Source organism: Brevibacillus choshinensis, assembly GCF_016811915.1.
In the GTDB taxonomy this organism is placed as follows: Bacteria; Bacillota; Bacilli; order Brevibacillales; family Brevibacillaceae; genus Brevibacillus; species Brevibacillus choshinensis_A.
In genome coordinates this window covers 948483-955000 of record NZ_CP069127.1, presented here as the reverse complement: position 1 = coordinate 955000, position 6518 = coordinate 948483, and the positions used below count along the sequence as shown (strand labels likewise).

Below are 6518 nucleotides of genomic sequence, written 5' to 3'. Positions count from 1 at the left end.
CTCCTGGGCCCGGGGCATCGACAGAGCTTTGGAGCTCACCTTCACACTGCCATCCGCCTGCTTGCTCTCCGTCCACAGACGCGTGTAGAACGGAACACCCAGCAGCAGCTTTTGATGCGGCACCTCTTCCATGACACCCTTCAATCCGTTTTCGACCCATGGCAGGGAAGCTACCGAGCCAGCCTTTGGACTCGACGCCCAATGCTCGTCGTACGTCATCACCGCCATGTAGTCAACCACCTGTCCGAGCGCAGCGCGGTCAAGAAACATCGACCAAGTCTCAGCTGTCGATTTGATCGTGACGTCGATCGAGACCGTCAGCCCTTGCTCATGCAGATACGGCGTCAGCTCCCGAACAAACTGGACCAGCTTTGGCTTCTCATCCAAATACACATTCTCGAAGTCGATATTGATTCCGTCCAAATCATACAGGTTGGCGTAATGGATCAGCTGCGCAATCACTTTGTCCCGCTTGTCGTAGCTGCTGAGTATGGATTTGGTCCAGTCCGGGTTGAAGCCATTGGTGACAAGTCCCCACACCTTGTATCCGCGCTGATGCGCCCATTTTACGTAACCGGAGTCTGCTTTGTTCAAGAGCGTCCCTTCCGGATCCTTCAGCTCAAACCAGGTAGGGGAGACGACATTGACCCCTGGCATGGCGCCGATACCTTCGACATTCGGATTCTTGTTCGTGACTTGCTCCCACACGAGATTGATCTTTTGTCCCAACGGCTTCCACGCAGTCTGCTGCTCTGCCTTTGATGGCGTCGGAAGATCCAGACTGACCTTGCGAACCTGCGTCAATGTCACGCTCTCCTTTGGCAAAAAGCCGGCGATGCCATCAGCTGTCAAGATACGGTACCACTTGTCTGCCTCTCCCAGCACATCGACAGGAGCCCCTGCAGCCAATTCTGCGACTATCGGCGTTCGATAGGATGCACCTGTGCGCACAAGCTGCGGCTCATCATCCGCGATCACTTTTGCCTGCTGGATGGCATACCCGTCTTTTTCGACGGTGAGAACACCGGAATCCGTTTTTTGCACGAAGGCGTACGGGTACAGCTTTTCCAGCGGATCCATGGGAACGTATCGCACGCCATCCACTTCTTTGACGGGAACCTGCAAATTCACAGGCTTCTTGTTCAGGTAGGCAACGACTTGCCCGCTTTCCATACGTAAAACCTTGTCCTTGGTGATGATGATGACCGATTTAGTGGGTTCGTCCCAAAAAATGGCGGGATCGATTTTTTCCTTGATAAATTCAAAGGGCAGTAAAACCTGATTGGAATCAATCAGATACGGCGTGGATGTACGCGCTCCTTCAAACACGATGACCTGCTTCTGACCTTCATACGGCTGGACGTGCTCCGTGGACGCCCTCAGCATGAAGAACCAGTAAATAGCGCCGAATACGGCAACCATAAAGAGCATGAGCATGAAGAAAAACTGAAGCGCTCGCCTTCTCCTTTTCTTGGGACGAGGTGCCATCCCCAATTCCAGACTCATGGCTGCGACCTCCTCCCAACCAGTCGGACTCTCGAACGATCGTCCGTCGATCTATATTGTCCACAAGGGATCACATTTCGTAGGTTCAAACCATTCACAACCTTCTGACATACTGAGCACTTTTACATGCGCTCCATTGAACAAAGACGTTTGAAACGACAAAACGTTACAGGTTGTCGAAAACTTGGCTATGCCGCCCCTTCGGCACAGACTTCGTGGCGAATCCTATCCGTTCTCACCCTATACCAAAAAACACCCTCCGCCTCAACTGTTTTCCGTTGATTCAGAAGGTGTTTCTCAGAATGAAAGTGATTTCAGTGGGTGTTCTTCTGACAGGCATCACAGATGCCGTAAACTTCCATGCGATGGCCCGTAACGTGAAAGCCGATGTCTTTCGCTGCTGATTCTTCCGCGTCCCGCAAATAAGGGAAATGAAAATCGCTGATCGATCCGCACTTCGAGCAGATGGCGTGATAGTGATCTTCCTCCACATTTGCATCAAACCGGCTGGACGCATCCCCATAAGTCAATTCAACAACTAATCCCGCATCCTTAAAAACGCGCAAATTGTTATAAATCGTAGCTACACTCATATTGGGGAATTTGCCTTCGAGAGCTTTGTATATTTCGTCAGCGGTCGGGTGAGTCATCGTCTCCAGCAAATAGGTCAAAATTGCATGGCGTTTAGGTGTCATTCGAACCCCGGTGTTCTTCAGGATTTCTACAGCTTTTTCTACACGCTGTGTCATTTCGTTGCACCCCACAGTCCTTCGCAAAGACAAAAGAACGAACGTTTCTCATGTCATTGATTAGAATTAATATAAATAAGTGTACGTCTACTTAGCGAAAACTGTCAATATCCATTCCAGCGAATTAGGCAATGAAGAAACTGGAAGCGGTGAATTACGCCTGCGCTTTCGTCTTTGCTTTCGTTTTCTTCTCCGCCTTTTTCGCTTCCGCAATGGCATGCTTGCACATCGATTGAAGCGGACATACCCCGCATTGCGGATTGCGCGCAGAACAGATCCGTCTGCCGTGCCAAATGAGCCAATGATGCGCATCCGACCATTTTTCCCGGGGAATACGCTTCATCAGTTGACGTTCGACTTCATCCACATTATCGCTTTTGGCCAGTCCCAATCGATTTCCGACGCGAAACACATGCGTGTCTACGGCTATCGCAGGAATACCGTAAGCGTTGGACAGCACGACATTCGCTGTCTTCCTCCCCACACCGGGTAGGGCCTCGAGCTCCTCGTGCGTTTGAGGTACTTCGCTGTTGTACTGTTCATAGAGGATTCTACAGGTCTCTAAAATGTTCTTACTCTTATTCTTATACAACCCGAGTCCTTTTATATGCTCCTCCATCTCTTCTTGCGTCAAATGAAGGTAGTGCTCCGGCTGGTTTAGTTTCTCAAACATCGGTGCCGTTATTTCATTCACCCGTTTATCTGTGCACTGTGCGGACAGGATGGTGGCAATCAGCAGCTCAAACGGGGTCGTATAATTCAATTCACAATGCGCGTCCGGATACAGCTGGTGCAGCGTATCCAAAATCTCATCAACGGGTACTTTGCGTTGCGCCATAGATATATCCCCCTTTTTCTCCATTATACCGCGCAGCGTCAACTCAGCAATCAGCCGAAAGGTAGCATGCGCAGCTGACGTCATGTACTATTAGAATGGAAGAATTTAACGGGGGAGATGAACGTGAAAGTATTCTTGACCGGTGCGACAGGTTTTGTAGGGAAGGGCATATTGGCAAAGCTCTGCGAGGAAGGGCACCACACCGTGTGCCTCGTACGGCCCGGGTCTGAAAGAAAAAGGCAGCAGACTCAGGCTGAGAAAGGGGAAATCACTTATGTAAACGGCGATCTCTTTGATCAAAGCTCCTTGCTGAAGGCCATGAACGGATGTGAGGCCGTCATCCACCTGGTCGGAATCATCCGGGAGCAGCCGGGAAAAGGAATCACTTTTTCGCGCATTCATACCGAAGGCACAAAAAACGTGGTAGAAGCAGCCAAGCAGGCGGGAATCAGACGCTTTGTGCACATGAGCGCGCTGGGAGCCAGGGAAAATGCCACGAGCGCGTACCATCGGACCAAATTCGAAGCTGAGAAGCTCGTGCAGGCAAGCGGCATTCCTTTCGTGATTTTTCGCCCCTCCGTCATATTTGGGCCCGGTGATGAATTCGTCAACATGCTGGCTGATCTGGTCAAGATGCCCGTGACACCAGTACTCGGAAACGGTTCCTACCCGTTGCAGCCAGTCGCGCGGGATACGGTAGCGGATGTCTTCGTCCAGGCATTGTCGAACCCTGCTGCAGCCAATCAAACCTATGAAACAGGAGGTCCCGAACCGATCACCTACGGGCAGATTCTCGACCGTATCGGGACTGCCCTCGGAAAGCGGCACGTTCGCAAAATCCATATCCCGATCGCCTTGATGAAGCCGGTCATTACAGCGATGGAAGGCTTTCCATTCTTTCCGATCACCCATACGCAATTGACCATGCTCCTTGAGGGCAATGCCTGCCAGGACGGCGATCAGCTCTATCGTATATTTGATACTCAAAAAATCGACTTCCTTCAAGGAATATCCACTTATTTGCGGTAAATGCAAGCTCCCGACATCCATAAAAGCAAAAGCAAAAAGCCCCTGCATACAAGCAGAGGCTCTTTGTCATCTGTCAGATCCCATAGCTAACGAATTTCCAATACGCCTTTACCGCCGCGAAAAACATGTGCGAACGGGATCACTCCCACCGTCTCAAAACCATATCGACTGTACACCTTTTCCACCCGCTCATTGATCGGGCACACCCACAGCTGAGCGCCCCCAAAACGAACAAACTGCTCCTGCGCATGGCGAATCAAGTGACCGATCAACCCTTTTCCCCGAAATGCAGGCAGAGTCGCCACATTTTCGATTCGCATGATATCACCCGCTTGCAGGAGACACAAAGACGAAGCCGGTTCACCCTCTACCCGAAGCAGAAAATGCCGAAAGCTGGGATGCGCAAACTCTTTTGCGAATGCTTTTTCACGGACTTCCTTCCCGCCAAATTCAGGGACAGACTCTACCCGCAAGCAGTCTTCGTAATTGGCCTTTGTAACCGGCTCGATCTCTATCCCATGTGCTTCTTGCACGGCAGCGAGCTCTCCCCGCCAGATTTGGATGGGGGAGGGCAACAGCTCCGACCGAAATCCCTGACTTTCCAGCTCCCTTATGAGCAGCTGCTGCTTCTCTTGATCATAGAGGTAGAATCGGGGGTAGATCCCTTTCTCCTCAAAGAAGGGGACGACTTCCTCGATGATTGCGCTTGCCTGACGGGTATCGACGATCGGAATCGCGACATGTGCATGATTGGCGTCATAATGATTCGGATTGGCCTCATTCCAAAATACAGAGCCCCATTCCCGCACTTCCCTTTCGGAAAAAGCTTGCTTGTAGGCAAGATCCGATTGTTCGACGATAGACAACAGATTCATGAAAGCCTCCTGCCGGTTTGCGTTTGTTAAGAGAGCCCGTGTGCGCGACGGGTCTCCCAAATCTGCTCGATATGATGGAGCGCATGACCCATCAGCGGCTCTATTCGTTGGCGAACCGTTACCGTCTGCCCGGAAGATAGCCTTACCGAGCGATCCCATGCAGCAGGAAGGTGACGCAGGAGTCCGCTCATATGACTGCGGATCGCGCCAAACAGAGCTACCTCGGCGGCAATGCTGCGTCCGGCATAATCCAGCCCCGCTGCCCACACATCTGGATCATAGGCATTCCCGTTAAAATCCCTCCCCGGCTCAGCCAATGCAAACTTGGCCATTGCCAAAGAAGTTGCCTCGGAATCAACCAGATGCAAAACAAGCTGACGGATGGACCATTTTCCCGGTGAACGGACCAGATCGAGCTGATGTTCCTCCAATCCAGCCAGTGCCGCCTGAAGACGCTCGCAGCCTATATCGTAATAGTGAAGAATTTGTTCATCCGTGAGCGTACGCCCTCCCCAAAAGGTCAGAACGTAACCAGTAGGGTCAACCGTCGTGAGCTTCTCCCAGCCCCACTCGGTTTCGTACCACGCTCCCTGCGCGTCCTCTCTGGCCAAAAGACGATCCCGATAGGCATGAAACCCATCAGGTGCTCCGAGATACAGGCTTTGACCTGGCTGCGGTGCATCACATCTATCTGCCAAATATTCCGACAGATCACCCGCCGAGAGGCCGGCGAGCACAATCGGCTCGCCAGCGGGAGCAACGACGACCGCGACTTCTCTCGACTCATCTACCTGCTCGACCTGAAACTCCAATACTCGATCATAATGACGCAATGATTGGGCAAAATCCATCGTTCGCAGGCATTTTCCGATTCCAGCAGTCATCGGTCACCGCTCCTCTCTCTAAACTAACTACTGGTTATGCCGTTCAGGCAGCTATTCGTGCAACGTCTGCTCAACCGAAGAGGTTTGTTGATTGACGTGACGAGCTACGACAAACAAATAGTCCGAGAGCCGATTCAAATATTTGACAACAGATGGATTCACCTGCTCCTGGGTGGCTACATGGACGGCTTTGCGCTCTGCTCGACGGACAACGGTGCGCGAGACGTGGAACGCCGCTGCTGACGGATGTCCACCAGGCAATACGAAGTTCGTAAGCGGTGGCAAATCAGCATCCAGCTTGTCAATTTCCCCCTCCAGGAAAGAGACATCCTCTTCTCCAATCGGCCAGCCTACCTTTTTCCCCTCTGGTGTCGCAAGCTCCGCTCCTACGTGAAACAGCTTGGTTTGAATGACGTGAAACACTTTGCGAAGCTCTGTCCAATCGACAGCTTCAGGCAGCAGAGACAGGGCGAGCCCAATCTGAGAATTGGCCTCATCACACGTGCCGTATGCTTCTACCCGATCTGCAAATTTGGGCACTCGGACACCGGCTACCAATGAAGTCTCGCCTTTATCTCCTGTTTTCGTGTAAATTTTCACCCAGACTCCCCCTCTAATCCCCTTATTTCCCTGGAAA

The 6518-nt window shown here is 51.8% G+C and carries 7 protein-coding genes (1 of these 7 only partly in view); 1 reads left to right on the top strand and 6 read right to left on the bottom strand.

What is annotated here, in order from left to right; genetic code table 11:
• From JNE38_RS05055 to nth, 3 genes are all read right to left on the bottom strand, one after another.
• A protein-coding gene (locus tag JNE38_RS05055; protein ID WP_203355543.1) for a glycosyl hydrolase family 18 protein crosses the window boundary here: on the bottom strand, window positions 1-1506 show its 5' portion. It extends 258 nt beyond the left edge of the window; 1506 of the gene's 1764 nt are visible here — the first part of the coding sequence; it begins with the start codon at window positions 1504-1506; its stop codon lies beyond the left edge, outside the window.
• A 314-nt stretch (window positions 1507-1820) separates the two neighbouring features.
• A complete protein-coding gene (gene perR / locus JNE38_RS05050; RefSeq protein WP_203355542.1) occupies window positions 1821-2255 on the bottom strand; it encodes a peroxide-responsive transcriptional repressor PerR in 435 nt (144 codons plus the stop codon).
• Between the two features lie 154 nt (window positions 2256-2409).
• Entirely contained in the window at window positions 2410-3093 is a 684-nt protein-coding gene (nth, locus tag JNE38_RS05045) for an endonuclease III (RefSeq protein WP_203355541.1), read from the bottom strand.
• 123 nt (window positions 3094-3216) lie between these two features.
• Here nth and JNE38_RS05040 point away from each other — a divergent pair, with 123 nt between their 5' ends.
• On the top strand, window positions 3217-4122 hold the full coding sequence (locus JNE38_RS05040; protein ID WP_203355540.1) for a complex I NDUFA9 subunit family protein: 906 nt from the start codon (window positions 3217-3219) through the stop codon (window positions 4120-4122).
• 86 nt (window positions 4123-4208) lie between these two features.
• On the opposite strand, the gene JNE38_RS05035 is transcribed toward JNE38_RS05040, so the two are convergent.
• Genes JNE38_RS05035 through JNE38_RS05025 form a run of 3 tightly spaced genes read right to left on the bottom strand, consistent with a single transcriptional unit; the run spans window position 4209 to window position 6481 of the window.
• Complete coding sequence (locus JNE38_RS05035) at window positions 4209-4997, bottom strand: GNAT family N-acetyltransferase (protein WP_203355539.1); 789 nt, start codon at window positions 4995-4997, stop codon at window positions 4209-4211.
• A gap of 26 nt (window positions 4998-5023) precedes the next feature.
• Window positions 5024-5881, bottom strand: a complete 858-nt coding sequence (locus JNE38_RS05030) for a VOC family protein (protein WP_203355538.1) — start codon at window positions 5879-5881, stop codon at window positions 5024-5026.
• 51 nt (window positions 5882-5932) lie between these two features.
• Window positions 5933-6481, bottom strand: coding sequence for a cob(I)yrinic acid a,c-diamide adenosyltransferase (locus tag JNE38_RS05025; RefSeq protein ID WP_203355537.1), 549 nt, complete (start codon window positions 6479-6481; stop codon window positions 5933-5935).
• Between the last annotated feature and the right edge of the window lie 37 nt (window positions 6482-6518).